The sequence below is a fragment of the Chelativorans xinjiangensis genome, assembly GCF_009812055.1.
Lineage (GTDB): Bacteria > Pseudomonadota > Alphaproteobacteria > Rhizobiales > Rhizobiaceae > Chelativorans > Chelativorans xinjiangense.
The window spans coordinates 1-23,446 of sequence record NZ_WQNH01000021.1; the positions used below are offsets into that span (position 1 = coordinate 1).

Annotated in this window: 23 protein-coding genes; 9 read left to right on the forward strand and 14 right to left on the reverse strand. The window is 63.1% G+C overall.

Features of this window, described 5'->3' with window-relative positions; genetic code table 11:
- Positions 1 to 298: 298 nt before the first annotated feature.
- The 7 genes from GM910_RS14245 to GM910_RS14275 all read left to right on the forward strand — a co-directional run bounded on the left by GM910_RS14245 (position 299) and on the right by GM910_RS14275 (position 7,818).
- Complete coding sequence (locus GM910_RS14245; RefSeq protein WP_159588301.1) at positions 299 to 1,390, forward strand: LacI family DNA-binding transcriptional regulator; 1,092 nt, start codon at positions 299 to 301, stop codon at positions 1,388 to 1,390.
- A complete protein-coding gene (locus GM910_RS14250) occupies positions 1,384 to 2,406 on the forward strand; it encodes an ABC transporter substrate-binding protein (RefSeq protein ID WP_159588303.1) in 1,023 nt (340 codons plus the stop codon). The genes GM910_RS14245 and GM910_RS14250 overlap by 7 nt, the downstream gene beginning before the upstream one ends.
- Before the next feature lie 77 nt (positions 2,407 to 2,483).
- The gene (locus tag GM910_RS14255) at positions 2,484 to 3,311 is read left to right on the forward strand and encodes an ABC transporter permease (RefSeq protein WP_159588305.1); all 828 of its coding nucleotides are present in this window, start codon (positions 2,484 to 2,486) and stop codon (positions 3,309 to 3,311) included.
- Positions 3,308 to 4,087, forward strand: coding sequence for an ABC transporter permease (locus GM910_RS14260; RefSeq protein WP_159588307.1), 780 nt, complete (start codon positions 3,308 to 3,310; stop codon positions 4,085 to 4,087). The genes GM910_RS14255 and GM910_RS14260 overlap by 4 nt, the downstream gene beginning before the upstream one ends.
- Entirely contained in the window at positions 4,080 to 5,105 is a 1,026-nt protein-coding gene (locus GM910_RS14265; protein ID WP_159588309.1) for an ABC transporter ATP-binding protein, read from the forward strand. Before GM910_RS14260 ends, GM910_RS14265 begins: the two co-directional genes overlap by 8 nt.
- Before the next feature lie 8 nt (positions 5,106 to 5,113).
- The gene (locus tag GM910_RS14270; protein WP_159588403.1) at positions 5,114 to 6,034 is read left to right on the forward strand and encodes a nucleoside hydrolase; all 921 of its coding nucleotides are present in this window, start codon (positions 5,114 to 5,116) and stop codon (positions 6,032 to 6,034) included.
- Positions 6,031 to 7,818: an adenine deaminase gene (locus GM910_RS14275; RefSeq protein WP_159588311.1), complete on the forward strand. Its 1,788-nt coding sequence runs from the start codon at positions 6,031 to 6,033 to the stop codon at positions 7,816 to 7,818. The genes GM910_RS14270 and GM910_RS14275 overlap by 4 nt, the downstream gene beginning before the upstream one ends.
- A 9-nt stretch (positions 7,819 to 7,827) precedes the next feature.
- On the opposite strand, the gene GM910_RS14280 is transcribed toward GM910_RS14275, so the two are convergent.
- Positions 7,828 to 8,997, reverse strand: a complete 1,170-nt coding sequence (locus tag GM910_RS14280; protein ID WP_159588313.1) for a M20 aminoacylase family protein — start codon at positions 8,995 to 8,997, stop codon at positions 7,828 to 7,830.
- Between the two features lie 127 nt (positions 8,998 to 9,124).
- Between GM910_RS14280 and GM910_RS14285 the strand changes: the two genes are divergently transcribed.
- On the forward strand, positions 9,125 to 9,838 hold the full coding sequence (locus GM910_RS14285) for a phosphoribosyltransferase (RefSeq protein WP_159588405.1): 714 nt from the start codon (positions 9,125 to 9,127) through the stop codon (positions 9,836 to 9,838).
- Between the two features lie 960 nt (positions 9,839 to 10,798).
- Here GM910_RS14285 and GM910_RS14290 read toward each other — a convergent pair.
- A complete protein-coding gene (locus GM910_RS14290) occupies positions 10,799 to 11,560 on the reverse strand; it encodes a helix-turn-helix transcriptional regulator (protein ID WP_281354901.1) in 762 nt (253 codons plus the stop codon).
- Positions 11,561 to 11,562: 2 nt separating this feature from the next.
- Between GM910_RS14290 and GM910_RS27830 the strand changes: the two genes are divergently transcribed.
- A complete protein-coding gene (locus GM910_RS27830) occupies positions 11,563 to 11,658 on the forward strand; it encodes a hypothetical protein (RefSeq protein ID WP_246226143.1) in 96 nt (31 codons plus the stop codon).
- Between the two features lie 18 nt (positions 11,659 to 11,676).
- Here the strand turns inward: GM910_RS27830 and GM910_RS14295 are convergent, their stop codons facing one another.
- From GM910_RS14295 to GM910_RS14350, 12 genes are all read right to left on the reverse strand, one after another.
- Complete coding sequence (locus GM910_RS14295; RefSeq protein ID WP_159588315.1) at positions 11,677 to 12,672, reverse strand: asparaginase; 996 nt, start codon at positions 12,670 to 12,672, stop codon at positions 11,677 to 11,679.
- A 1-nt stretch (position 12,673) separates the two neighbouring features.
- Entirely contained in the window at positions 12,674 to 13,927 is a 1,254-nt protein-coding gene (locus tag GM910_RS14300; protein WP_159588317.1) for an ABC transporter substrate-binding protein, read from the reverse strand.
- Positions 13,928 to 13,932: 5 nt separating this feature from the next.
- Positions 13,933 to 15,012: a CobW family GTP-binding protein gene (locus GM910_RS14305; protein WP_159588319.1), complete on the reverse strand. Its 1,080-nt coding sequence runs from the start codon at positions 15,010 to 15,012 to the stop codon at positions 13,933 to 13,935.
- On the reverse strand, positions 15,009 to 15,335 hold the full coding sequence (locus tag GM910_RS14310; protein WP_159588321.1) for a hypothetical protein: 327 nt from the start codon (positions 15,333 to 15,335) through the stop codon (positions 15,009 to 15,011). Before GM910_RS14310 ends, GM910_RS14305 begins: the two co-directional genes overlap by 4 nt.
- A 51-nt stretch (positions 15,336 to 15,386) precedes the next feature.
- Positions 15,387 to 16,268 (reverse strand): polysaccharide deacetylase family protein, encoded by an 882-nt coding sequence (locus tag GM910_RS14315; protein WP_159588323.1) that lies wholly within the window; start codon positions 16,266 to 16,268, stop codon positions 15,387 to 15,389.
- Between the two features lie 51 nt (positions 16,269 to 16,319).
- The gene (locus tag GM910_RS14320; protein ID WP_159588325.1) at positions 16,320 to 17,405 is read right to left on the reverse strand and encodes an ABC transporter ATP-binding protein; all 1,086 of its coding nucleotides are present in this window, start codon (positions 17,403 to 17,405) and stop codon (positions 16,320 to 16,322) included.
- Between the two features lie 80 nt (positions 17,406 to 17,485).
- Positions 17,486 to 18,703 carry an ABC transporter substrate-binding protein gene (locus GM910_RS14325; protein ID WP_425482684.1) on the reverse strand — a complete coding sequence of 406 codons (1,218 nt, stop codon included), beginning with the start codon at positions 18,701 to 18,703 and terminating at the stop codon, positions 17,486 to 17,488.
- A gap of 49 nt (positions 18,704 to 18,752) precedes the next feature.
- Entirely contained in the window at positions 18,753 to 19,526 is a 774-nt protein-coding gene (locus tag GM910_RS14330; protein WP_159588329.1) for an SDR family NAD(P)-dependent oxidoreductase, read from the reverse strand.
- Between the two features lie 20 nt (positions 19,527 to 19,546).
- Positions 19,547 to 20,293 (reverse strand): SDR family NAD(P)-dependent oxidoreductase, encoded by a 747-nt coding sequence (locus GM910_RS14335; protein ID WP_159588331.1) that lies wholly within the window; start codon positions 20,291 to 20,293, stop codon positions 19,547 to 19,549.
- Positions 20,290 to 21,135, reverse strand: a complete 846-nt coding sequence (locus tag GM910_RS14340) for an ABC transporter permease (RefSeq protein WP_159588333.1) — start codon at positions 21,133 to 21,135, stop codon at positions 20,290 to 20,292. The genes GM910_RS14335 and GM910_RS14340 overlap by 4 nt, the downstream gene beginning before the upstream one ends.
- Positions 21,136 to 21,137: 2 nt before the next feature.
- Complete coding sequence (locus tag GM910_RS14345) at positions 21,138 to 22,070, reverse strand: ABC transporter permease (RefSeq protein WP_159588407.1); 933 nt, start codon at positions 22,068 to 22,070, stop codon at positions 21,138 to 21,140.
- Positions 22,070 to 23,149, reverse strand: a complete 1,080-nt coding sequence (locus GM910_RS14350) for an ABC transporter ATP-binding protein (protein ID WP_159588335.1) — start codon at positions 23,147 to 23,149, stop codon at positions 22,070 to 22,072. Before GM910_RS14350 ends, GM910_RS14345 begins: the two co-directional genes overlap by 1 nt.
- Positions 23,150 to 23,446 lie beyond the last annotated feature (297 nt).

Here is a 23,446-nt window from a genome sequence, read left to right on the forward strand (position 1 = left end):
GCTTGTGCTTCTTCTGGGGCATTCCAACGTCCTCTCTACGGCTCAATAGCCTACTTCAGGGAGGACCACTTTCCAGGGGGCAGGCCAGCGGCATGAAGCGTTCCTGTTCCTTTTCTGTGGGAATATGTTTCTCACGGCGCGTTTTCTCGGTCAGCGTGAATGCCAGGCGGGTCAAAATCTCGGTGGAATACCGGGTCAGGTCTCAGTGAAAATCAACACCGGGAAAATTTGGAGTCGACATCGGCGTGCCGTGCGGGCATGCTGGTTAAACGTTTAATCTCCTCGAAACTGGGCTTGTATGACCCCTCGACCCAATCTGACCCACATCGCGAAGGCACTTGGCGTTTCCGTCGCCACGGTCTCCAACGCGCTGTCCGGCAAGGGGCGGGTCTCGGAAGAGATGGCGCGGGTGATCCGCGATAAGGCGAAGGAGCTCGGCTATATTCCCAGCCTCGCCGGCCGTGCCCTGAGCACGGGGCGGAGCCACGTTCTGGGGCTGGTGCTGGCCGATATCGGGCATCCTCTTTTCCCGCAATTTGCCCAGGCTATCGAGCATGCCGCATCAACCGCCGGCTACGGTGTCCTGATCGGCGACAGCCGGGGCGACATTCAAGCCCAGACCCGCGCCATTAACCGGCTGGTCGAGCGCGGGGCCGACGGTATCGTGGTTGTGCCGCGCCACGGCACACGGATCGCCGACATCGGCCATCCGATCGCTGTCATCGATTCCCCGTCGACGCCGGGCAACACGGTTTCGGCCGATCACTGGAACGGCGGCGCGCAGATCGGCGCGCATCTGTCTTCGCTCGACCACCGGTCAATCGCGATCATCGGCCTGCATCCCGATTCCAATGTCCAGAATGATCGTGTTGGCGGCATCAAATCAGCCCTCCCGGAGGAGGCGCATGTCGAGCTTCTTTGGATTGACGAGTTGGAGGACAAGCATGGTCCCGGCTGCGAACTGGGCCTCCTGCCCTTCGTTGAAAAAGGCGTCACGGCCTTTGCCGCCGTTTCTGATCTGCATGCTCTACGCGCCGTCACCGAGCTGCAGCGCCGTGGGGTCTCCATTCCGGGCGATGTCAGCGTCACCGGCTTCGACGACCTGATATGGGCCGGGGTCATTGCACCGACGCTCACCACGGTGCGCATGAACATGGCCCGCATCGCCGAGATCGCCGTCGCCGATCTCATCCGCCAGGTCGAGGGAGCGCCCGCCCAATCGGACGGCCAGGGCGTACCTATGCAGCTCATCATCCGCCAATCCAGCGGGCCGGCTCCATCCGGCCCCGCAGGCAATAGGTCGGGCGGCGGTCCCCGCCCGGCCACCAACAAAACGAACGGGCCGATTTTGGAAAACACCACCAGAGAAGGAAGCGACCAGACATGCTGAAGACCCTCTTAGCCTCCAGCGTCGCCCTCGCGGCGCTTGCCGCCGCCGCGAATGCGGCCGACAAGAAACTCGTCATCTCCGTCTATGGCTTTGCCCAGGACGAATTCAAGGAGATCGTCTACGACCCGTTCAAGACCATCTGCGACTGCGATCTCGTTGTGGAGACCGGCAACAGCGTCGAGCGGCTGGCCAAGCTGGAGGCCCGCAAGGACGATCCCGAGATCGACATGGCCGTGATGTCTACCCACGATGCGCTGGCCGCCGCCCGCAAGGGCATCACCCAGCCAATCGATATTTCCAGGCTTACCAACTACGACAAGCTCTACGACATCGCCAAGGATCCGCTCGGCGGCCATCTGGGCGTCGGCTACACCTTCTATGCAACCTCTATCGCTTACCGTGCCGACAAGGTGAAGATCGAGAGCTGGGCCGATCTGTTCCAGGACGAGCTGAAGGGCCGCGTTGCCTTCCCGAATGTGACCACCAATCAGGGCCCGCCCGCGCTCTACATGCTCGGCATGGCGATGGGCAACGATGCCGCCGACCTCAAGGCACCCATAGATGAGGTCGCCAGCAACAAAGACGATATCGTCACCTTCTATGAGCGTTCCTCGCAGGTGGCGCAGCTCATGCAGCAGGAGGAGATCCTCGCCGCCCCCATCGGCCGCTTCTCCTGGGGCCCCTACTCCAAGATGGATATGGACATGGCCTGGGCCACACCCAAGGAAGGCGAGACAGGCGGCATGAATGTCATGATCCTGACGAAAGGCGCAAAGAACGAGGACCTCGCGTATCAGTTCATGGATTTCTGGCTCTCCACCGAGATCCAGACCAAGCTCGCCGAAGCGCTGGTCGATAGCCCGGCCAATTCGGAGGTCGTCGTCTCGGACGAGATCGCCGAAAACCTCACCTATGGTGCAGAAACGGTGAAGAACCTCAAGCTTCTGCCGCCGGACGTCATCCTGGATAATCGCGAAGCGTGGCTTTCCGAGTGGAACGCCAAGGTCGGCCAATAGGACACCGTCCGCCTGAGACGAAAAAAGGGGAGCCGCGCGCCTGCGCGTTTCCCGGGTGAACACAAGGGTCCCGCACCATGTTCCACAACCGGACGGAAGCGCTGGCGCTGGCCATGCCCGCGGCCATCTTCGCGGCGATCGTTTTTCTCGTCCCCGTCGGCATCCTCCTGTCGGAAGGCTTTCGGGCCGCCGACAGTTGGACGCTCTCGGCCTACACCGGCTTTTTCGACAACGAACTCAACCGCGTTGTCTTCTGGCGCACGCTGAAGCTAGGGGCACTTGTCACGGCCGCCTCGGCGGTGATCGGCTATGCCACGGCCTACGCCATCGTCACCCTGCCGCCGACCGCGCGCGGTCGGATGATCGGTCTCGTCGTCATGCCGCTGATGATCTCGCCGGTGGCACGCACCTATGCCTGGATCGTCATCCTGGGGCGCACAGGCATTGTCAACAAGGCGATTGTCGGCCTCGGCCTTTCGGACGAACCGCTCCGGTTTCTGTTCACCGAAACAGCCGTCTTCATCGGCCTCTTGCAACTCTTCCTGCCGCTCATGATCCTGTCGCTCATCAGCGCGCTGGAAAACATGCCGAAGGATGCGGTGCCGGCCGCGCGCGTTCTCGGCGCCAACTGGCTGCAGGTCTTCCTCAAGGTCATTCTGCCGCTAACGAAGGAAGGGCTGGTGATCGGCGGCACGCTGGTCTTCACCGGATCGCTCACCGCCTACATCACTCCCGCCATCCTCGGAGGGTCCAAGGTGCTGATGCTTGAGACGCTCCTTTACCAGCGCGTGACCGTCGCCAACGATTTCGCCGCCGCCAGCATCATCGCCATGATCCTGATGGTGATGAGCTTTTCCGCCAACATGCTTCTCAAACGACTGGCCACTGCGAGGAGCAAGCGATGACCTCCCGTCTCTATTCCTATCTGACGCTTGCCCTCGTCTTCCTGTTCCTCATCGGGCCCTTCGTCATCATCGTCGCAGCCGCGCTTTCGGGCGGCGAGACGCTGGCCTTTCCGCCGCAGGGCCTATCCCTGAAATGGATTGCCAAGGTCTTCGAAGTGGAGAGTTTCCGGGAGAGCTTCGCGCTCTCGATGTTCCTCGCCATCTTCGGCACACTGGCCGCGTTGGTGCTCGGCGTACCGGTGGCCTACGCCGCGTCGCGCTACCGCCTGCCCTTCGGCGAAACGATCCGCACCATCGTCTCAGCGCCCATCATCGTGCCCGGCATCATCGTCGGCCTGGCGCTTTTGCGCTATCTGGTGATCCCGCTCGATGTCAGCGTCGGCCTGGCGCTGTTTATCGCTCACACGGCGCTGATCCTGCCCTACGCGGTACGCGTCGTTTCCGCCTCGCTCGACAATCTGCGCAGCGACATCGAGGAGGCGGCGGTGCTTCTAGGCTCCTCGCGGGTGGCAACCTTCTTCCGCATCGTCCTGCCGAACATTCAAAGCGGCATCCTCGCGGCCTTCATCCTCGGCTTTGTCACCAGCTTCAATCAGGTTCCCGTGTCATTGTTCCTCTCGGGTCCGGGCGTGCGCACGCTGCCCATCGACATGATCTGGTACATGGAAATCACCTACGACCCCTCGGTCGCCGCACTTGCCGCACTGCTTGCCTTCCTGTCGATCTCCATCGTTTTCCTCGCCGAACGTTTTCTGGGTTTTTCACGCTATGTCTGATGCTGCCTACCTCGATCTGAGCGATCTGACGCTCGCCTATGGCAAGACCGTCGCGGTCGAGCGGCTGGACCTGCCGATCCGCAAGGGAGAGCTGATCGCACTTCTGGGTCCGTCCGGTTGCGGCAAGACCACCACTATGCGCGCCATCACTGGGCTCCTGAAACCAGCCTCCGGCATCATCACGCTCGACGGCAAGGACATCACGCGCCTGCCCGCCAACAAACGCGAGGTGGGGCTGGTTTTCCAGTCCTATGCGCTGTTTCCGCATCTTTCCGTCTTCGAAAATGTCGCCTTCGGCCTGCGCCTGAAAAGGCTGCCCTCTACTGAGATTGTAAAGAAGGTGGAAGATGGACTTGCCATGGTTGGGCTTGGCCAGTTCCAGGGCCGCAAGCCGGCCGAACTCTCCGGCGGCCAGCAGCAGCGTGTGGCGCTCGCCCGCTCGCTGGTGATGCAGCCCAAGGTTCTGCTGCTCGATGAGCCGCTGTCCAATCTCGACGCCCGGCTGCGGCTCGAAATGCGCACAGAATTGCAGCGCGTACAGCGCGAAAGCGGTGTCACCATGGTGTTCGTTACCCACGATCAGAACGAGGCGCTGGCGTTGGCCGACCGGATCGTGGTGATGAGGGACGGGCGCATCGAACAGCTCGGCACGCCGGAGGAAGTCTATAACAGCCCAGTCTCTCGTTTCGTGGCGGATTTCGTCGGCTTCGAGAACATCTTCCCGGTCAAAGACGGCCAGCTGCAAACGGAAAACGGCCTCACCGAACTTCCCATACCGCTCTCCGCGCAAACGACCGGCCTCGCCTGGCGGCCGAACATGGTCCGACTCGGCGAAGGGCGTTTCGAGGGAGAGGTCTTAGGCGTGGCGTTTGCAGGCGGCACACGCGAATATCTGTTGAAGACACCGCTCGGCCCGATCAAGGCCGAGATGGACGCCACTGCCCCCGCTTTCGCCCCAGGCAGCAGGCTCGCCTTCGACCTGCCGACGGAACGCGCCGCCGTCCTCGATCGCATGTGAGGGAGCCGATTGTGGTCTGGATCGATACCGATATGGGCTTCGACGACATGCTTGCCATCATGATGGTGACGGCATCGTCGCGGGACATCGCCGGCGTCTCGCTGGTCTTCGGCAACGCCCCGCTTGAAGAGGTGCGCGGCAACGCGGCAGGCGCGGCGGGGTTGCTTGGCTGGCGTTTCCCCTTCTTCGGCGGCGCGGACGCAGCTATCCTCGGCAGCGTCGAGACGCCCGCCCATGTGCTAGGCCCGACCGGCATTCCTACGCGCGGGAAATCCCTCCCCAAGGTACCACCGGCGCCACTTTCCAGTGCATTTGTGGCACTCACTTCCTGGCTGGAAGGCCTCGACGCGCCCGGTGAGATCCTCGCGCTCGGCCCCCTGACGAATATCGCCATCCTCGCGCTCGCACGCCCCGATCTCAAGCCGAAGATCAGCCGCGTGACCTGGATGGGCGGCGGCGCAACGCGCGGCAATCACACGGCTTCGGCCGAATTCAACGCCTATGCGGATCCTGAAGCCGTCGCCATCGTTCTTGCCAGCGGTCTGCCGCTGCGGGTGGTCGATCTCGATCTTTGCCGTCAGGTGCAGGTCGGACCGGAGGATGTCGACGCGTTGCAGGCTGTCGCCTCGCCGAAGGCGCCCCTTCTTGCCGACCTGCTCGGGGCCTATGTCGACATTGCTCTCCATCGGGGCAGGCCGGGCATGGCTCTGTATGATCCGACAGCGGCGGCGGCACTTGTCGCCCCCGACGCCTTCGTCTTTGAGCCGGCCCGCGTCACGATGGAACTCGCCGGCACGCACACACGGGGCCGGACCGTGGTCGATCAGCGGCCACAAGCGGCACCGAATGCCGAATGGGGCATGAAGGCAGATGCCGCGCGGGTCCGCGCGCTGGCGCTCGATGCATTGATGGAGGCCGCACGGGCATGAGCGCGCGCTACAGGGAACCCCACGACCTCGCCGACCGGACCTTGCGCGACCGCGCCGTGGCAGCAGCACGCGGCGATGCCCCGTTCGACCTGCTCATCCGCGGTGGCCGGGTTTTCGATGCGGCAACAGGCCGGCTGCGCGCCGCCGATGTCGGCATCACGGGCAGGCTGATCGCCAGTGTCCACGCGCCGGCAAGTCGCACAGACGGCAACGAAATCGTCGATGCTGACGGCCTGATCCTGACCCCCGGCCTGATCGACACACACATGCACATCGAAAGCTCGATGATCACGCCGGCCGCCTATACGGAGGCCGTCCTGCCGCGCGGTGTCACGACGATCGTCTGGGATCCACACGAATTCGCCAATGTGCATGGGCTTTCCGGCGTTTCCTGGGCGCTGGAGGCCTGCGCGGATCTGCCCTTGCGGGTCGTCATGCTCGCCCCCTCATGCGTGCCTGCGGCGCCCGGCCTCGAATGTTCGGGCGCGGGTTTTGGCGGTGCCGAGCTCGCCGACATGCTCGCCCGACCCGGCATCGGCGGTGTGGCCGAGGTCATGAACATGCGCGGCGTCATCGAGCGTGCACGGACCATCAGCGATGTCGTGCAGGCGGGGCTTGAAAGCGGCAAGCTTGTGTGCGGCCATGCGCGAGGCCTGGTCGGAGCCGATCTAAACGCCTTCATGGCCGCCGGCATCACTTCAGACCACGAGCTGACCTCGGGCGACGACCTGATGGCCAAGCTTAGCGCGGGCCTGACGATAGAGCTGCGCGGCTCGCACGATCACCTGTTGCCGGAATTCGTCGCCACGCTGAACGCGCTCGGCCACCTCCCCTCCACCGTGACGCTGTGCACGGACGATGTTTTCCCCGACGATCTGGCACAGGCCGGCGGGCTCGACGACGTCGTGCGCCGCCTGGTGCGCTACGGCATGCCGCCCGCCTGGGCCCTGCAGGCCGCAACGCTGAACGCGTCTCACCGGCTGGCGCGTCCCGACCTGGGGCTTATCGCTGCCGGGCGGCGGGCCGACATTGCCCTGTTCGAGGATTTGTCGGCATTCAGGGCGGCGGCGGTTGTTGCCAATGGCGCGCTCGTTGCGCGCGACGGAACACTGATCGGGAAGGCAAAAGCCACCTCCACGGCGTCCCTCAAGAACTCCATCCATTGCCCGACCTTTTCGGCCAGCGATTTCAAGGTGCGTTCCGGAGGCCGGCGCGTCAAGGTGGCGACGATCCACCGCCCGCGCTTTACCGAATGGGGCGAGGCGGAAACCCGTGTGGAGGATGGCTTCGTCGTCCCGCCCGATGGCGCGACACTGATCAGCGTCATCCATCGCCATGGCCGCGCACCGACCGTTCCCCGGACGGGCTATCTGACCGGTTGGGGCAAATGGCGCGGCGCGTTCTGCACGACGGTCTCCCACGACAGCCATAACATCACCGTCTTCGGCGGGAATGAGGCCGACATGGCCGTCGCGGCGAGTTGGGTGATCGAGGCCGGCGGCGGCATGGCCGTGGCCCGGGACGGCAAGGTGGTGGCATCGCTGTCTCTGCCGCTGTCCGGCCTCGTTTCCGAAGCCCCGCTTGCCGAAATCGCGGGTGATTTCACCGCCCTGCGCAAGGCGATGGACGAGATCGTCGACTGGGAGCCGCCCTATCTGGTCTTCAAAGCCTGCTTCGGCGCAACGCTCGCCTGCAATGCCGGCCCGCACCAGACCGATCTCGGCATCGCCGACATCACGCGGCCAGCCGTCATGGAAACGCCGGTTCTGGAGACTCTCGAATAAGGATGCGGCTTACGCAGCGAGTTCCTGCTCGACCAGACGCGTCCAGAAGGTCATGCCGGTTGGAATGGCATGGTCGTTGAAATCATAGGCGCTGTTGTGATGCAGCGCGCCCTCGACCGCAGGGCCGTTGCCGAGCCAGACATAGGCGCCGGGCACCTTCTGCGAGAAGAAGGCGAAATCGTCGCCCGCCGTCGACGGAGGAAAGGCTGTGCGTACCTTCTCGCCGCATACCGCACGGGCAGCGTTCAGCGCGCGCATCGTGGCATCGGGGTCGTTCACCACGGGCGGGATGCGGCGTATGAAGCGATATTCGGCGGCGATTGCGAACATCGACGCCACGCCCCGCGCCAATCGTCCGATCTCCTCTTCGATCTGATCGCGCACCTGTGGTGTATAGGCGCGTGCCGTACCGCCGATCTCGATAAAATCGGGAATGACGTTGAGGGCCTTGGGATCACCCGCCTGAACGGAACAGGCGCTGACCACCGCCGGCTGAAGAGGATCGACAACCCGGCCGACGATCGTCTGCAGGCTCGACAGGAAGTAACCGGCCGCCGTCACCGGATCCTTGCCCAGATGCGGCTTGGCGCCATGGGTGCCGACGCCCCTGAACGTCACATGCCAACTGTCGGAGGAGGCGAGCTGCGGCCCGGCGACGACGGCCATTTCGTCCGTCGCCAGTCCCGGCATGTTGTGAAGGCCGTAGACGGCATCGCACGGGAAAAGCTCGAACAAGCCTTCATCAACCATGCGTTTTGCGCCGCCGCGCCCTTCCTCGGCCGGCTGGAAGATGAAGTGGACGGTGCCCGAGAAATTCCGCGTCCTCGCCAATTGGCGGGCTGCGCCAAGCAGCAGCGTCGTATGGCCGTCATGGCCACAGGCATGCATCTTTCCCGGCACGGTGGATTTGTAAGGCCGCTCGGCGGTCTCCGGCATGGCAAGCGCGTCCATGTCGGCACGCAGCCCGATCGCGCGCGTGCCGTTGCCGACGCTCAGCGTTCCCACAACGCCTGTGCCGCCCAGTCCGCGATGCACCTTCATGCCGGCCTCGGCAAGATGACCGGCGACGATCCGGCTGGTTCGCTCCTCCTCGAAACCAAGTTCGGGATGAGCATGCAGATCGCGCCGCAAGGCGATGAGAAAATCCATGTCCGCCTGCGCGTCATCCACACTCGTCATCCAAACACCCTTCCCATCGTCGTCCCAACCCGGATAATGCGCCTGCCGCCGGAACTGAAGCCACCCTGTCCGGAAACGGAAGCCCAAAGAAATCAAGCACATTTAACGTGAGCGCATCTTGCAAACAATGACACAGGCCGACTTCCGGCACCAACCGCATGTTTTTTGGCAGGAGATCGCGCCCGCCGGCACCTACGAGACCGCGCCGCAGGGCGGGCACCGGGGTTTCTACCCGGCGGAACTGCCCGACGGGCGCCAGCTTGCCCTGCCGATCCGGATGCTTTCGGGCGGCGAGAAGGCGCTGGCCTCGCTGATCGTCAACCAGGCGAGTTTCGACGTGGTCGATGCGCTTGCGGCGGCGCTGGCCGAAAAGGCGGCCGCTTTCAGGCCGGACATCGTCGTCGGCCTGCCGACGCTTGGCCTGACACTTGCCGCCCAGGTCGCCCGCGCGATCGGCCACAGCCGCTACGTGCCGCTCAGCACGTCACGCAAGTTTTGGTACAGTGAGAATCAATCCGTCGCTCTGCGCTCGGTGACCAGCCCCGAGCAGCAGAAGCGCCTTTATGCCGACCCGCGCATGCTGCCGCTCATCAAGAGCAAGCGCGTTCTCCTGGTGGACGACGTGATCAGCACCGGCAGCTCCATTCTCTCCGGCCTGCGGCTTTTGAAGCTGTGTGGCGTCGAGCCGGTCGCCATCGGTGCGGCGATGCTTCAGACGACACGCTGGCGCAGCGTGCTCGAAGCGGAGGGCTCCACCCTTCCCGACCAGGTCATCGCCGTTTTCCGGACGCCTGCCCTGGCAGCGACACCAGACGGCGGCTGGTTGCCAGAGAAGCCGTGATAGCTTACGTGCTTTACGATTTTCGGGCCGTTCGGTTTTCGAACGGCCCTGCACATCCCAGCCTGGGACTAAACATCTAAATGTCGGGCTGAAAGTTGACGGTCAGCTTTTGGTTCGAGTTATCAGCAAGCCGCCGTTCCGCTGATGGCCCCTCATTGGTCTTTTAATGCCATTGGCTCGGATGGCTATTCGAGACCTCTTGCGGGGATCCATGAGCAATAATCGACCGGCGCAGTCTCTTGATCGGGTAGAGGGACCGAGTGCATCATCGTACGCTCTATCTCTTTGTTTTTCCGCTTTTATGTGGACGTCAGGTGATTCCACCTGACTGCGAAATGCTATAGCGAGGCTCAATCGGACAAAAGCACAGCATGATGGCAAACCAACACACCAAGACCGGAATCCTGCTATTGTCTCAGCGAGTTCCGACCGATCTTCCGGTCTCATTTCATAGGGCTATAGCGTAAACGTAGTTCTCATCTCCACCTGAGACGGTGCGCCATTTCACACGCCAACACCGAAAATTGCCGCCAAACGCCGCCAGTACTACGCCGGCGCGAAAGACGGGAGTAGCCAGAAGGCGAAAAAGCGTAGTAACGGCGGTTCTCGGCGGTGAAGAAGTTCGAATCTCTTCCCGTCAAATGACCTATTCTCGAGCAAGGCAGAACTGGCATATTCGTCGTTGGACGACTGCTTGCGCCTCATGCACATCGGTCGTGGGAGCGGTCTTTCGCGCCGCCCGAAAGCCGACGTGGCAGTTGATCATGCTGGATGTGATGGCTGCGACATCGACCCAACAACCGTTCCAGGTGAACATTTGACCGCTCCGCAGCCACATCAGTGGATGAAACTTGCATTCGGAAAGCCGTCCAAACACTCGCGGCAGTAACCATCGATCTGATGAAGCGCTGAGTGCGACGCAGGATTGTTCCTGCTTCAACGATACGGTCACCAAGCCTTTTAAGGAAGCACCGATTGCCGCCGGTATTCGCCTGGCGAATACCCAACCTGCTGTTTGAACAATCGGGAAAAATGGGCCACGTCGCCAAAACCGCGGCGGAAGCAGATCTCTGCGATGGAGAGCTTTGTTCCCTTTGCGCGAAGGTCTGCTTTCACCGCTTCGATACGCAGATCACGCACCCATTGCCCGAACGTGCGCTCCGTATCACGGAACAGTTCGTGCAGGTAGCGCACAGAGATTCCGCAGCAACGGGCGGCAAGATCGGGATCCAGTTCGCGCCGGTGGAAATTGGCGCGGACGAAGTGCTCGACACGGCTCAGATGCGCGGCCCTTACGGATGATGTGCCCGATGTAAGCGTGCGGTCATCCGAATGGATCGACAGGGCGAGAAGATCGACCAGTTGAAGGCCGACCGCCTCGCGAGCCTCCTCACTCATCGCTTCGAAGCGCTGCGGGATATGGTGGAGCATATCGACGAAGAGACCTGAAATACCGCCATGCGCGTTGAACTGCATGCCGCAGAAGCGGTCAGGAGCGCGGATACGTCCGCCCAGCGCTGATGCCTCTACTTTCATGACCCACAGGTCCGCACGCTCGTTATAGCTGAATTCATACGGCTCATGGCTGCGCTCAATGATATAGCCGCCGTGCTTGCAATAGACCTCGCGCCCGGATTGGGCGAAATAGACCTGCTCGTTGCAGGCGAGATGGTGTCTATGACGGCACCAAGCTCGGCGCCGGCGACCGCGTCGAGGGACCAGCGATCATCGAGGAGGAGACGACGACGATCGTGGTGGAGCCCGGCTGGACCGCCGAACTGCATGAAAGCGCATCCTACGTGATCACCGCTTCCAGATGACCGATCGCCAGCGGGCTTTCAGCTCGCCGGCACGCTCGCCGCGCGTTCGAAATCACGCCGAAATCGCTCGGTCCCGGCCTCCCGCCCCAGAAGGACCGAGGCCAGGATGCGGGCTTTCAGGCCGCTCAGGTCTCCCGAGAAGATGACGCCCGCATCAGCAAGGTCCTTGCCGCCGCTGCCACCGCCATAGATGGCGCGGGTGCGCCCCTCGTGGCAGCGCGAGGCGACGATAACCGGTGTGCCGCCGTCAACGATCGGTGCAATCGCTTCGGCAAACCCGTTGGGCGCATTGCCGCGCCCGAAGGCCTCGATGACGATGGCGCGGGCGCCTTGCGCGACGGCAAACTCCAGGAAGGCCGGCGAATTGCCCATGGCGAGCTTCATCAGTTCCACCTCGGGCACGACCTTTTGCGCATCCACGTGAAAGCGCTGCGCGGGCCTGCGGTGGATGACGACATCTTCGCCATCCACTTCGCCGAGCTTGCCATAGGCGTTCGAGCGGAAGGTATCGACCCGCGAGGTATGGGCCTTGGTCACGTCGCGGCCGGCATGAATGTCCTGCTCGAACACGACGACGGCGCCAAGTCCGCGCGCCTGCGGCGCTGCGGCAACGCGTATGGCCTCGGCAATATTGCGCGGCCCGTCCGTGTCCGGGTCGCCGGCATGGCGCTGCGCGCCGGTGAAGACTACCGGCTTGTCGCTCCTCACGAGAAGGTCGGCCATATAGCAGCTTTCCTCCATCGTGTCGGTGCCATGCGTGACGACGACGCCGTCGCAACTTTCATCGGCAAGAACCATGTCGATGTGACGGGCTAGCGAAAACGCAAGCGGCAGGTCGAAGGCGAAACTGCCCACCGAGCAAAAATCGTCCACCTCGATGTCGATCCCGTCGAGCGGGTCGTGCAGGCGTGAACGCAGTTCGGCACCGCTGACATTGGCGACCACGCGGTCGGTACCCTTCTGGCGGCTGGAGGCGATGGTGCCGCCGGTGGTGATCAGTCTGACCTTGCTCATGTCAGGACGCTTTGCGCATGAGGCTGTTCTTCTCCACCGGTTCCTTCACCAGCTCCGCCCAGCGGCGCACCAGATAGTTGTGCTCGTCCATGGTGGTGTTCCAAAGGGCGATGTGCGAGGCGCGGTTCCAGTAGGATCCGCCGGATCTCAGTGCGCCGGGCTGGATCGCCGGATTTCCCTCCGGATCGCTCAGCGTCGTGCGCGCTTCTTTGCCGTCGTACCAATAATCCCATTCCTCGGGCAGCAGATGCTCGCGGACACGCTCCGGCACCGACATGTAATAGCCCTGGCGCGCGACGACAGAGCCCGGCCAACCGGAAATGAACCAGTTGAGATAGGCATAGCCCTGGTCGAGCTTGTGACCTTCGAGATGACGAGCCAGACAAAGCCCGCCATGCCAGGCGCGGTAGCCTTCCACCGGTACGGCCTGACGGGTGCGCAGATGCCGGCTTTTGAGCTGCACGGCGCTCGGCGACCACATGCTGGAGATCCAGGCATCGCCGCGCTCCATCAGCGTCGTGGCTTCCTGCGTGGTGCGCCAGAAGGATGTGAAATGCCCCTTGGCCTTGAGGCCAAGCGCCAGGTCGATGAGCGCGTCGATCTCCTCGATGCTCATATTGCCAAGATCATTGAAGCTCATCTTCTTTGCAGCGCGCGCCGCAAGAGCGATGTCGAAAATGCCGATGGCCGGTTCATCGACGATGGAGACATGCCCGCGCCAGCGGGGATGCAGCAGTTCGGCCCAGGAACGCACTTCCGTGTCCACATCGACGCCGGTCGCCGTCTCGTTGACGCCGAAGGAATCGAAATTGTGGACCGTGGGAAGCATGGAGATGTGGGGCGTCTGCACCGAAGACAGCGTGTTGTCCTGCTGGACATAAAGCCGGGTTGCCGGCGCATCGCCGAAGCCCAGAGGCGCCGAGGCGTTGATACAGCCCTTCTTGGTCAGATCGGTCACTTCGCTCCAAAGGTCTATGCGCTCCAGGTCGATCCTTTGGACGGCGCGCCAGTGCCAGACAATATCCAGATTGTGAAAGCACTGGTCATAGACGTCGTAGCACCCGGGCTCGGTGGCTGCGATGCGCTGGGCCGTGACGAAATCATGCTGCTCGAAGACGAGTTCGAAACCGAGGTCGCGCTCGGCGCGTTCCTGGAGCTGGCGATAGGGCGTGATCTCGGTGCATAGAATCCGCAGGGGGGCAGGCTTGCGCACATGGATCGCCGGAGCGGCCGGCCTGCCTCGAACCCTACTCACGCGCCCTACCCTGCTCGGCGAAGTGGCGTCTGGTTTGGTCCAAGTACTTTTTCGGACAAGCGATTGAAGACATGGAACGACTCTTCGATGCGCGCGGGATCGAGCCCGTCGACGATGAACACGATGCGCGACTGGCGGCGCGCGTCCGGCCAGGCAGACATGTGAACAGGCGGGTGAACGAGGCGCTGCACGCCATGAACCGCCACCGGCCGATCCTCGCCCTCGATATCAAGGATACCCTTGACGCGGAAGACCCGATCGCCATGGCGGTTGAGCAGCATGGTGAGCCACATGCCGAACGCAGTCCAATCGATCCGGTCCTCAATGGCAAGGGAGAAGGATTGCACCGATGCGTGGGCGTGATCGTGGTGTGCGTGAGCGTACTCGTGATGCCCGGTGGCCGCTTCCGAAGCCTCGACCGCCTGCAGCGCGTCGCGCAGCCAGTCCTCGCTTCGCCCGGCGCTCGCATCCACCAGAAAGTCCTCGGCCCGCGCTTCCTGAGCGATCACGTGACGGGCCGCCGGGTTGAGCCGGTGCAGACGTGCTACGAGATTTTCGGTGTCTTCCGCCTCGTCCATATCGGTCTTGGTGATGACCACCACATCGGCGGCGCCGACCTGCCGCACCGCTTCCATCCGTTCCTGGATTTGCCGGCCGCCGTTCACGGCGTCGACCGTCACCACGACATTGGCGATGGAAAAGTGGCTGCGCAGGACCGGGTGCGACTGGATCGTCGACAGGGCCGGAAACGGGTCCGCCAACCCCGTGGTCTCGATCACCACCCGGTCGAACCAGGGGATTTCGTTGCGAGCACGCTGGGAATGCAGCCTTTGAAGTGCGTCGGCGACTTCGCCGCGCACCGTGCAGCAGAGGCACCCGGACTTGAGAAGCACCACATTGTCGTCAATGCGGTCGAGCAGGTGATGATCCAGCCCCACTTCGCCGAATTCGTTCACCAGAACCGCCGCATTGCCCATCGCCGGGTCCGCCAGAAGGCGCTGGAGAAGCGTGGTCTTGCCCGATCCCAGGAAACCGGTGAGCAGGTTGATCGGCGTGGGACTGGCGGCCCGTGTCTCGACGCTCATGGGCGATCCCGCAAGCGGCCAAGGAAATCCGGATCGAGCGGGTCGAACGAACGACCGCTCATCGCTTCGGCTTCGGGCCAGAGATGCGCAAGGCTTTCGAAAACCCGCGTGTTGCCCGTCGGACTTGAAAGCACATAGGAGGTGCCCTGCCATTCGGCGAGCTTGAGCCGCCACGGCTCAAGCAGAGCGTTGGCAAGCTTCTTTCGGTTGGCCGCCTCGCGGCGCCGGCTCAGCCGGTCCGTGTTGCGCGTATAGACCCCGGACCGCGCAATGGCGCTGGTCCAGTGATCGTCGCATCCCAGAACACCGCACAGCGAACACATGCTCTCTCTCCCACGGTATGCGCGGGGCGGCATGAACCGCCCCGCTCGCGATCACTTCTTGCGCGGGTGGCGCTTGGCGAAGTCGTCGGCCATTTCGTCCATGGTCACGAAGCGGACGCCTTCATGCCCCTTCATATGCTCGAACAGACGCTCGAGCATCAACAGCACCTGCGGGCGGCCCGAAACATCCGGATGGATCGTGATCGGGAACACCGCGTAGTCCATTTCACGGTAAACCCAGTCGAACTGGTCGCGCCACATCTGCTCGATGTCCCGCGGATTGACGAAGCCGTGGCTGTTCGGGGACTTCTTGATGAACATCATCGGCGGCAGGTCGTCGAGATACCAGTTGGCCGGGATCTCAATCAGATCCGTTTCCCCGCCGCGCTCCAGCGGCTTCATCCAGTCGGAAGGCTTGGCAGAGTAGTCGATCTTCGTCCACTTGTCGCCGACACGCACGTAATAGGGCGTGAAGTCATTGTGCATCAGGGAATGGTCGTACTTGATGCCCTTCTTCAGAAGCAATTCGTTGGTAACGTTGGAGAACTCCCACCAGGGCGCAACATAGCCGGTGGGCCGCTTGCCCGAAAGGCTGGTGATGAGATCGATCGACTTGTCGAGCACCTCTTCTTCCTGTTCAGGCGTCATGGCGATGGGATTTTCATGGCTGTAGCCGTGAACCCCGATCTCATGCCCCGCATCCGCCACGGCCTTCATCTGGTCCGGGAAAGTCTCGACGGAATGGCCCGGTATGAACCATGTGGTGCGGATGCCCAGTCGGTCGAACAGCTTCAGCAGACGGGGAGATCCGACCTCACCGGCGAACATGCCGCGCGAAATATCATCGGGAGAATCCTCACCGCCATAAGAACCGAGCCAGCCCGCGACGGCATCGACATCAATGCCGAAGCCAACCAGAATTTCCTTTGCCATATCCATAAACTCCCTTGTTGAGATCCGTTCGGAGCCTTTCGGCCCGATAGGTCACCCCTGCCCGACCAGCGTCACGCGGTCGGAAGGGCAATCGACGATGACGGCGTCGCCGATGGCTAGCTGCATGAGCGCCTCATTGTCTGTGCTGGTCTGAACATCGACGCTTTGCTTTCCGTCGAGATCCACCTTGAAATGGCCTACGCTTCCGACGGCGTGCTTCATCGACACCTTGCCGTGAAGCCGGTTTTCACTCCCGCCGGCGGTACCGGTGCGTTGAATGCGCATGGCCTCGGCCGGGATGGCGACGAGGACCGATGCGCCGGGGGTGATGGAAGAGGCACAACGCCCCCGCAGTCGCCCGAATGCCGTCTCGACGGACGCCATATCGCCCTCGATCCTCAGGTTCGCCCCTTCGATGATGGCGTTGGAGCCGATGAAGCGGGCCACAAACTCGGTTGCCGGTGCGGCGTAAACTTCATGCGGCGTGCCAATCTGCTCGACCCGCCCCCGATTCATCACGACGATGCGATCCGACAGGCCCAGAGCTTCGGACTGGGCGTGGGTGACGAAGACGAAGGTGATGCCAAGCTCGCGCTGCAGCAGTTTCAATTCGTTCTGGATCACGCGACGCAAGTTTGCATCGAGCGCGCCCAGCGGTTCGTCCAGCAAAAGAATGTCCGGTTCGACGACGAGGCCGCGGGCAAGCGCGATACGCTGGCGCTGGCCGCCCGACAGCCTGTCAGCCTTGCGGTCGGCAAACTCGTTCAGGCCGAACATATCCATGATGCGATCGACCTTGGCGTTCTTCTCGGCTGTGGAGAGCCCCTTCACGTCCAGACCGAAGCCGATGTTCTGGCGCACCGTCATATGCGGGAACAGCGCGTAGTTCTGGAAGATCATCGAGGTCGGCCGCTTTTCCGGTGGCGTCGCCGACACGTTCTTGCCCTTGATGAGAATGTCGCCGTTGGAGATGTCCTCGAAACCGGCGATCATGCGCAACGTCGTCGATTTGCCGCAGCCTGAAGGGCCAAGGAAGGCAACGAACTCGCCGGGCTCCACCGCCAGATCGAAGTCGGATACGGCAACCGTTCCGTCCGGGTAGGTCTTGCCGACGCCTATGAGTTGAAGATCGTACATGCTTCCGTCCAATGCTCCTGCCGGGTGGTTCGGGAACCGCACCAGGACCGCCCGCGCGGCCCGGTGCGGCATTCACTGCGTCACGCGTTGAGGAACTCGTCCCAGCGCTGGATCAGGTGGTCGTACTCGTCCGGCCACTGATGCCAGTAGGCAACGTTGGCCGCGCGCTCCTCCAGCGAGCCGCCATCGCGCAGATCGCCCTCCTTGATGCCGCGCTCGGGTTCGCCGACCCAGGGCTTGCCCTCATACCAGAAGGCATATTTGTCCGGGTCCATCACGTCCTTGATATTGGTGCTGGGCGAGTAGTAGCCCTGCTCCGTGACGGCGATGGCCGGCGGGCCGGAGAGCCAGAAATTGGCGTAGGCGATGACCGCCTCGCGATTGGGCGTGCCCGCGATCATCGAGGGTCCGATGGTCCAACCGCGCGTGCCTTCCACCGGCGTGGCGTATTTCGCCGGACGCCCCTGTGCCTTGACGGCCATGACCGCCGGCTGCCAGGCATCGGAAACGACCATTTCGCCCGATGCCATCAGGTTCACCAGCTCGCCGAAATCACCCCACAGGGCACGGAATTGCCCGTCCTTCTTCTTGGAGATCAGGAACGAGGTCGCCTCGTCGATTTCCTCGACGGTCGGGTTGCCGGGGTTCTTCGCGTCGAGATGGCCGAGCGTGTTCATGGCAATGATGGCCTGGCCGATGGCGATCAGCGGATCGACATTGAGGCCCGAGCGGCCGCGCCATTTCTCGTCGAAGAGCGCGGTCCAGCTGTTGGCTTCCTCATCGCTTACGACGTCGGGATTGTAGCCGATCGAATCGTAGTTGTAGACGGCCGGCACCATGTAGAGCTTGGTCTGTTCCTCATCGGCCCAGATCTGGCCGACGATCTGCGCACGACGCTCCCACTTGTCGCTCTCCTTGGTGAAGGTGTCACGAATGCTGCTCCAGTTGGGAAGGTCAGTGGTGGCGATCGGCTCCACATTGTTGGTTGCTATGACGGCCGGCAGGCGTTCGGCGATCACTTCCCAGCAATCGTAGTCGGCGGCACCGGAGAGAATGCGCGTCTGGCTGTCGGGATAGGTGGATGCCGTGCCGGACACGGAACCGACACCGCTCTCGTTCTTGAACATGTCCAGAATGCGGTCCTGCACCGTGACCGAAAGGCCGATGGTGCGCAACTGCTGGTCTGCGAGCGATTGCGCGAAGGCAGCCTGTGAACGCAGGAACGGCGACAAACCGCCCATTGCCAGCGCAGCGGCGCCTGCGCCGCCTCCCTTCAACATGGTGCGTCTATTCAGCATCGGATATCTTCTCATCTTTCAGTTCCCCATCTTTGTTTGCCCAGTTTCCTCAGTAGCGGCCCACCAGCAGGCCTCCATCCACCGTCAGCACCTGCCCTGTCAGGTAACGTGCCGCAGGCGAAGCCAGAAAATGGATGACGTCGGCGATGTCCTCCGGCTCGCCGAGCCGGCCCATGGGGATGAAGGCGGCAGCCTTTTCTGCGCCTTCCGGCCCAAGGGAATGCTTCTCGGAAAGGAGCTGCGCGGTACGGATGTAGCCGGGGGCCACCCCGTTGACGCGAACGCCGTCGGCGGCAAGCTCCACCGCCAACCCGCGCACCAGCCCGACCACACCGGACTTGGCGGCGGAATAATGCACATGCTCACCCCAGCCATAGGCCACGCCCATGATGGAGGACAGGCACACGATCGATCCCGCGCCTGCCGCGCGCATGGCCGGCACCGCCGGCCGGATGACACGCACCATGCCCTTCAGGTCGATGTCGAAGGTGTAGTCCCATTTCTCGTCCGAGAGCTCACCGAGCGGGACGCGATGGGCGATGCCGGCATTGGCTACGATCACATCGATATGGCCGTGCTCCTCGTTGAGCCGCGCGACGAGCGCATCGGCGGCTTCCGTCGAGCGCACGTCGAGCGGTGCGAATTCCGCCGACCCTCCGTTTTCGGCGATCTTCTGCGCGAGCGCCCTGCCCTCCGCATCCAGTATGTCCGTGACCACGACATGATCACCGGCACGCGCGAAGGTCTCGCAAGCGGCGCGGCCGATGCCGATGCCGCCACCGGTGACGAGAACGATACGTTTCCTTGGTTTCGTGTCGGCCATGACGAGCTCTTCTCCAATCTTCAAAGCATCACGTCGCCGGAATTCGGCCCGAGCGTCTGGCCGACGAACAGCGCACCGTCCGGCGAGGCGAGAAAGGCGACCGCGCCCGCGACCTCCCGCGGCTCGCCGAAGCGGCCAAGCGGAAGCGCGGCCGCCTTTGCCTTCTTCCAGTCATCCGAGAGTGCTTCGACCAGCGGCGTGTTGATGGGTCCGGGCGCGATGGCGTTCACGCGCACACCGCGTGTGCTCACCTCGCGGGCCAGCGATTTCGTCATGGCAATGATCGCGCCCTTGGCACCGGCATAGTGGACAAGCTCCACGCCGCCGACCTGCCCGAGCTGCGAGGCGATATTGACGATGACGCCCTCGCCCCTCTCGAGCATTGCCGGGAGCACGGCGCGGATCATGAGGAAAGTACCGCGAACGTGGACCGCGAACATGCGCTCGAATTCGGCGAGCGAAATATCGAGAAACGCGGCCTGGTGGCCGTGGCCGGCATTGTTGACCAACAGGTCGATGCCGCCGAAACGCGCGCTGGCGGCCTCGATCATGTCCTCCACCGCCGCCTCGCTGGACACGTCGGCGGCGAAAGGTGCGGCGACGCCGCCATTGGCGACGATCGCATCTGCCGTGCGCGCGCTCGCTTCAGCCGACAGATCGTTGACGGCGACGCGGAAGCCCTCATGCGCCAGGCGCTCCGCTATGGCGGCCCCGATGCCGGACCCCGCGCCGGTGACGAGCGCGACCTTGCCCGCTGCCGGGCTCATGCGGCCTCCTCCTGTCCCTTGAAGGACCGCGCCGAGCGCACCGCGCGCAGCATCAGCAGCGCGTAGATCAGCAGAAGCGTGAAGGAGAACAGCGTGGTAAGCACGCCGAAGGCGAAGATGTTCGGATAGATCTCGACCGAGAAGGTCCCGTAGATCGTCAGCGGCAGGGTGAGCTCACGACCCGAGGTGAAGAGTGTGCGCGAGAACTCGTCATAGGAAAGCGTGAAGGAGAACAGCATCGCCGACAGCACGCCCGGGAAGATCATCGGGAAGGTCACGCGGCGGAATGTCTGTGCGGGCGACACGCCGAGCGACAGGGACGCTTCCTCCACGCTGCGGTCGAAGCGGTTGAAGATCGCCAGCATGACCAGGAAGGCGAAGGGGAAGGTGTAGACCACGTGCAGCACGAAGGCGGTGCCCCACCAGCTCCGGTTGATGCCGAGAAGATTGCTGAGCAACGCCATTCCGAGCCCGACCAGCACGCCCGGCACTATCATGCCGAGGATGACGAGATAGAAGACCACACCGGATCCCTTGAAGCGGGTGCGGAAGCCCTGAGCCGTGACGACGCCGAGCACGGTGGAGACGACGGTGGTCATCACCGCCAGCGTCAGCGAACGCAGCAGGCTGTCGCCAATGGGCAGGCGGGAGATGCGGCCGGGCTCGGTCATCCCGAGCAGATGCCGGTACCAATAGGTCGACCACTCGATGATCGGGAATTGCGGCCCGCCCCCGGCACCCTGGAACGACAGGATGGCGAGCACGATCATCGGACCGTAGAGGAAGAGGATGAAGGCGGCGCAGTAGACGCCGAGAATCGGCTTCAGCACACGTGCTTCCATGGCTACATCTCCTTCCTGACATTGACGATACGCAGCAGCACGGTGATGACGGCGGCGATGATGGTGGTGAGAATGACGCCAGCGACGGAAGCGAAGGCCCATTTGAGCGAGCCCACCTGCGAGACGATGATGTTGCCCAGCAGGTTGACCTTGCGGCCGGAAAGCGAGGCGGCGGTGGCAAACTCGCCGAGCACCATGACCGAGACGAAGATCGCCCCGACGATCACCCCCGGCAGCGACAGCGGCAGGATGATCTTGAAGAAGATGCGCCCGAAGCCGGCACCGAGATCGCGCGCCGCCTCGATCACGCTCGGATCGATGCGGCTGAGCATGAAGGTGATCGGCCCGACCATGAAGACGCAGTAAATCTGCGTCATGCCGACCAGCACCGCGAACTCCGAGAATAGGAGTGTCGTCAACGGCGTGTCGATGATGCCGAGCTTCAGCAGGATCGTGTTTATGGCGCCTTCGGTGCCGAGCATCGGACGCCAGGCGATCACGCGGATCAGAAACGAGGTCCAGAAGGGAATGATGCAGACGACCAGCAATGCGGTCTGCAGGGTCTGGTTGCGCACCATCAGACCGATGAACAGCGCCACCGGGTAGCCGATGATCAGCGTCGCCGCGAGAACGACCGCCCAGATGCGCACCGTGGCCCAGGTCGATGCCAGATATGTGGGGCTCGTCAGGAAGCGCACCCAGCTGTCGACAGTCAGCGTCGGCTCGACGGTGAAGGTGGTCTGGGTCCAGAACGACACATAGATGACCATGACCAGGGGCAGCACCATGAACAGCGCCATCCACAGCACGCCTGGGCTGATGAGCATCAGCGCGGTGCGACGCTCCTGCCGCGCTCTGCGCTCGGCCGGCGACGCGCCGTTTTCTCCGCCTTGCGCCTGCACCGCGCCCTGCACTTGCTCGCCGGCAAACTCCATCATGCGGCCCTTTCGGTGAACGAGATGACGTCTCGCGGATCGAAGGCGAGTTTGTAGAGCGCGCCACTCTCGAAGCTCCGCGGCGGCGGCCCACTCAAATGAGCGACCACCTGAAGCAGCGTCCCATCGTCCATTCGGAAGAAGGACAGAACCGACGAACCGTTGAATTCGCTTGCGACGAAACGTGCCGGGATCACCGCATCCAGGGGTTCGGCGGCGTCGGCCGCCACAACGGAAATCCGATCGAAACGGAGCGCCACGTCGACAGGCGCGCCGTCCTGCGGAACCGGATGGTCCGGCAGCGGAAAACGCGCGCCGTCGGCGTGAAAGTGCCCGCCCTCGGCCTTCCCCGAAAGGACGTTGTACGCGTTCAGATGCCGGGCGACATCGGCATTGAGCGGCGCGGAAAAGAGAGAGGATGCCGGCGCGATCTGCGCAACGGAGCCCGCCGACAGAACGGCCACCGTGTCGCCCATCAAAAGCGCCTCGGTCTCGCTGCCGGTCACATGGAGAAAGGTGACCTTCAAGCGCTCGCGAATGGCGCGCAGCTCGTCGCACATGCGTTCGCGCAGATTGGCATCGAGCGCGCCCAAGGGCTCATCGAGCAGCACCATGCGCGGCTCCGTGACAAGCGTGCGTGCAAGCGCCACGCGCTGTCGTTGGCCACCGGATATGGCCGTAACCTTGCGCGCCTCCAGCCCCTCCAGACCCACGAGACGAACGATGTCGGCCACCCGCTGGCGGACATCCGCCGGGTCGACGACCGGCTCCTGCTCGCGGTATCGCAGGCCGAAGGCGATGTTGTTCTCGACACTCAGATGCGGGAAGAGCGCGAAGTTCTGAAACACGAAGCCGATGCCGCGCCGGTGCGGCGCAACGCCATTCAGGTGCTTGCCGTCATAGCTGACGGTGCCGCTGTCCGGCTCCTCGAAACCTGCAATGACCCGCAGAAGGCTGGTCTTGCCGCTGCCGCTCGCGCCGAGGAGCGAGACATAGGCGTCGTCAGGAATCGTGACGCTCAGGCGATCGAGAGCCGTGAAGGCTCCGTAGCGCTTGGTGACCGAATTCAGCGATAGCAAGCTTCCCTCCTCTCCCACGATGTGTCATCATCAAAAGATGAGTATGTATACAAACACGTTATTATCGGATCGCGCAAGCCGGCATGTGCCTTTTCTTCTCGCGCGGCCAGGCGGGGCGGTCGCATATCCTTGTTTTCCGCGGCTTCCGGCCGGCGCACGGTCGTTTCGCGGCGCACCGCACTGGTGCCCTCCGCGTCGTTCCGGCGCTTGTTCTTCGCTTCCGGGACCAAAGGTAGAAACGAAAACCCGCTCCTGTCTTTGGGCAAGAGTGCTCAAATCGTTGTCCGGCAGCGCACG

Bases quoted from the DNA above. Each gene is read 5' to 3' on its own strand.
- GM910_RS14245 (WP_159588301.1), top strand. From the start codon at position 299: ATGACCCCTCGACCCAATCTGACCCACATCGCGAAGGCACTTGGCGTT.
- GM910_RS14250 (WP_159588303.1), top strand. From the start codon at position 1,384: ATGCTGAAGACCCTCTTAGCCTCCAGCGTCGCCCTCGCGGCGCTTGCC.
- GM910_RS14255 (WP_159588305.1), top strand. From the start codon at position 2,484: ATGTTCCACAACCGGACGGAAGCGCTGGCGCTGGCCATGCCCGCGGCC.
- GM910_RS14260 (WP_159588307.1), top strand. From the start codon at position 3,308: ATGACCTCCCGTCTCTATTCCTATCTGACGCTTGCCCTCGTCTTCCTG.
- GM910_RS14265 (WP_159588309.1), top strand. From the start codon at position 4,080: ATGTCTGATGCTGCCTACCTCGATCTGAGCGATCTGACGCTCGCCTAT.
- GM910_RS14275 (WP_159588311.1), top strand. From the start codon at position 6,031: ATGAGCGCGCGCTACAGGGAACCCCACGACCTCGCCGACCGGACCTTG.
- GM910_RS14280 (WP_159588313.1), bottom strand. From the start codon at position 8,997: ATGACGAGTGTGGATGACGCGCAGGCGGACATGGATTTTCTCATCGCC.
- GM910_RS14285 (WP_159588405.1), top strand. From the start codon at position 9,125: ATGACACAGGCCGACTTCCGGCACCAACCGCATGTTTTTTGGCAGGAG.
- GM910_RS14295 (WP_159588315.1), bottom strand. From the start codon at position 12,672: ATGAGCAAGGTCAGACTGATCACCACCGGCGGCACCATCGCCTCCAGC.
- GM910_RS14305 (WP_159588319.1), bottom strand. From the start codon at position 15,012: ATGAGCGTCGAGACACGGGCCGCCAGTCCCACGCCGATCAACCTGCTC.
- GM910_RS14310 (WP_159588321.1), bottom strand. From the start codon at position 15,335: ATGTGTTCGCTGTGCGGTGTTCTGGGATGCGACGATCACTGGACCAGC.
- GM910_RS14315 (WP_159588323.1), bottom strand. From the start codon at position 16,268: ATGGCAAAGGAAATTCTGGTTGGCTTCGGCATTGATGTCGATGCCGTC.
- GM910_RS14320 (WP_159588325.1), bottom strand. From the start codon at position 17,405: ATGTACGATCTTCAACTCATAGGCGTCGGCAAGACCTACCCGGACGGA.
- GM910_RS14325 (WP_425482684.1), bottom strand. From the start codon at position 18,703: ATGCTGAATAGACGCACCATGTTGAAGGGAGGCGGCGCAGGCGCCGCT.
- GM910_RS14330 (WP_159588329.1), bottom strand. From the start codon at position 19,526: ATGGCCGACACGAAACCAAGGAAACGTATCGTTCTCGTCACCGGTGGC.
- GM910_RS14335 (WP_159588331.1), bottom strand. From the start codon at position 20,293: ATGAGCCCGGCAGCGGGCAAGGTCGCGCTCGTCACCGGCGCGGGGTCC.
- GM910_RS14340 (WP_159588333.1), bottom strand. From the start codon at position 21,135: ATGGAAGCACGTGTGCTGAAGCCGATTCTCGGCGTCTACTGCGCCGCC.
- GM910_RS14345 (WP_159588407.1), bottom strand. From the start codon at position 22,070: ATGGAGTTTGCCGGCGAGCAAGTGCAGGGCGCGGTGCAGGCGCAAGGC.